Below are 3,001 nucleotides of genomic sequence, written 5' to 3'. Positions count from 1 at the left end.
GGCTGTGTTCGTTTTTTTTTTAATGACACGCTGCCCACCTCGATCTCCACTCTTCCACCACCCGACGCTCTTCCGATCTCCGACTGCTGCGCGGCTCTGGGGCGAGCGGCGACGCGCTGCTCACCGTCACGTTCGCCGCGGTGCCGGTGGTGGTCGCCATGACCCTGCTGCTGGCCGCGCTGCGCTGTGTGCGGCCCATCCGGGCGTACGTCGGGGTGCAGTTCCTGCTGCTGCCGGTCGCCCGCCCGGTGCTGGTCGGCGCCGCGGCGCTGGCGGGTGGCGGTCTGCTCGCCGGCATGACCGGCTGGTTGGTGCCGGCGGCGTTGGCGCTGCTGGCCTGCCTCGTTCTCGTCGCCGGCCCGCTCGGGCTGGGTCGGGGCGCGACGCTGCGTCCGCACCGCGCCGACTGGTCGACGTTCTGGCGCTTCGCGCTGCCCCGGGCCGCCTCGGCGGCCATCGACGCCGGCAGCATGTGGGTGGGGGTGTTGCTCACGTCGGTGCTGGCCGGGCCGGCGGACGCCGGTGTGTTCGGTGCCGTCGGCCGGTACGTGCTGGCCGGTCAGTTGGCCATGCAGGGGCTGCGGGTGGCGGTGTCTCCGCAGTTGTCCCGGCTGCTCGGGCGGGGCGAGCGGGCCGCTGCGGCGGCCGTGCACCGGCAGTTGACCACCTGGGGGCTGGTGCTGTCCTGGCCGGTGTACCTGTTGCTGGCGGTCTTCGCGCTGGCCTTCCTCCAGTTGTTCGGGCCGGAGTTCACCGCCGGTGTGCCGGCGATGACGGTGCTCGCGCTGGCGATGCTGGTCAACACCGGCGTGGGCAACGTGCAGAGCCTGCTCCTGATGGGCGGGCGTAGCGGGCTGCACCTGGTCGCCACCGTGGCCGGGTTGACGGTGACCGTCTCGCTGGGTCTCTGGCTGATCCCCAGCTACGGCGCGACGGGCGCGGCGGTGGCCTGGGCGGCCGGCATCGTCACCGAGAACCTCACCGCCGCCGGGTTCGCCCGGTCGGTGGTTCGGCAGCCGCTGTTCGACGCCGCGATGGCGCGTGCCGCGGTGGCCACGGTCGCCGGTGTGGGCCTGGCCGCCGGCGCCGGCGTGCTGGTGGGCGGTCGCGGCCTGCCCGGTCTCGCGGTGGCGCTGGTGGTGCTGCTGGCCGGCTGCGTCGGCATGTTGACGTTGCCCCGGGTGCGCGCCGGCATCCGGGGGACCATGAGGCAGATCCGTGGAGGGGACAACGCGGCCGCGGCCGCCGGACCCCCCTCGGCATCGACGAGAGGCAGGTGAGGTTCGTCGTGGTGTCCATCCGTGACCGGGTCAAGCAGTTGGTTCCGACCCAGGTGACCACCCGGGTGAAGGAGTCGCTCGTCGACTACGGCGTTCGCACCAGTGATCGCCGGCCGCTGCCGGACTTCCTGATCATCGGGACCAAACGGGGTGGCACCACCTCCCTGTGGAACTACCTCATCCAGCACCCGTTGGTGCCCCGGCTCTTTCCCGCGTGGAACACCAAGTCGGCGCACTACTTCGAGGAGCACTGGGGCCGCGGCGAATCCTGGTACCGCTCGCACTTCCCGACCGAGCGGCAGCGCGAGGCCCTGGCCAAGCGGCACGGCGGGCCGGTCCGGGTCGGTGAGGCCGCCCCGCTGTACATGTTCCACCCGCTCGCCGCGCAGCGGGTCGCCGAGCTGATGCCGACGGTGAAACTCATCGTGCTGCTGCGGGACCCGGTGGAGCGGGCGTACTCGCACTGGAAGGAACGCCGTACCCACGGCATCGAACCACTGGACTTCGCCGCCGCGCTGGCGGCCGAGCCGGAGCGCACGGCGGGGGAGCGGGAACGGCTGATCGCCGAGCCGGAGTCGTTCAGCGAGCCGTACGACTGGTACACGTACCGGGCCCGGGGGCGTTATCTGGAGCACCTGGAGCCGTGGCTGGAGCGTTTCGACCGGCAGCAGTTCCTCTTCCTGCCCAGCGAGGACCTGTACCGCGACTCGCGGGCGACCTACCGGCGCACCCTGGACTTCCTCGGCCTGCCGGCGTACGACCTGCCCAACTTCAAGGTCTACAACGATCGGCGCTCGGCACCGCTGGAGCCGACGGTGCGCGCTGAGCTGACCGACTACTACCGGCCGTACAACGACGCGTTGCGCCAGCGGCTCGGGCTGGACCTCGACTGGGCGGACCGGGCGGCGTGACGACCCGGGTGGGCCCGGCCACCGACCCGCGTTCCCGAGTGGACGGCCTGGGTTGGGTGAGCCGCGCGGTCTTCCCGGACGACCGGGTCGGCCTGACCGTGGCGGGCGCCCTGCCGGCCGGTCACCAGGCGGTGGCCCGGTACGCGGTGGTGCCGTCGGTCGCCCGGGCCCGGTTCCTGGTGCCGTTGGGCGCGCCCCGGGCCGGGGCGGCGTCCCTGTTGGCGTACAACGCCCTGCGGCCACCGAAGGTGCGCGCGCTGCGGGCGGTGCTCGGCGGGCTGGCCCGGTTCGGTCGGGTGGGGCTCGCGCCCTTCCCGACGTTGACCGTCTCGGTGCCGGCCGGGGTGCCGGCCGCGGAGCTGCTGCTGAGCGAGCGGCTCTCCGCGGACCTGGGTGACACGCCGCTGCTGGCCGCGTTCGGGGTTCGCCCCCCCGACCCGAACGGCAAGCCCACCCTGCAACTCTTCAGCGCCGACGGGCGCCCGCGTGGCTACGCGAAGATCGGCTGGAACGACGCGACCCGCGCGTTGGTCAGCGCGGAGGCGGCGGCGCTGCGGGCGTTGCGCGCGGTGGTCGACGTCGCCGACCACCCGACGCCGCCGAGGCTGCTCACCGAGACGTCGTGGGCGGGCCAGGTGGTCGCGGTGATCGAGCCGCTGCCCCCGGCGGTACGCGGTGTGCCCGTGGACGACCCACCACGGATCGCGGCGCTGCTCGCGGTCGCCCGGCGTGGCGGCCCGGCGGGCACCCCTCGACCGCTCGTCGACTCGACCTTCCTGCGCCGGCTGGCCGACCAGGCCGGCCGGGCCG

At 73.6% G+C, this 3,001-nt stretch carries 1 protein-coding gene and 2 pseudogenes; all 3 read left to right on the top strand.

Annotation, left to right across the window (positions count from 1 at the left end):
• Nucleotides 1-101: 101 nt before the first annotated feature.
• Nucleotides 102-1,280 (top strand): annotated as a pseudogene (locus PSH25_RS28505) (lipopolysaccharide biosynthesis protein); the annotation flags it as partial.
• Between the two features lie 8 nt (nt 1,281-1,288).
• On the top strand, nt 1,289-2,191 hold the full coding sequence (locus tag PSH25_RS28500; RefSeq protein ID WP_238661974.1) for a sulfotransferase domain-containing protein: 903 nt from the start codon (nt 1,289-1,291) through the stop codon (nt 2,189-2,191).
• A pseudogene (locus tag PSH25_RS28495) lies at nt 2,188-3,001 on the top strand (hypothetical protein); the annotation flags it as partial. The gene PSH25_RS28500 and the pseudogene PSH25_RS28495, both read left to right, overlap by 4 nt.

It is taken from the genome of Micromonospora foliorum (assembly GCF_022229015.1).
Lineage (GTDB): Bacteria > Actinomycetota > Actinomycetes > Mycobacteriales > Micromonosporaceae > Micromonospora > Micromonospora foliorum.
Note: the sequence above shows the minus strand (reverse complement) of the source record. Positions and strands in the feature narration are given on the sequence as shown.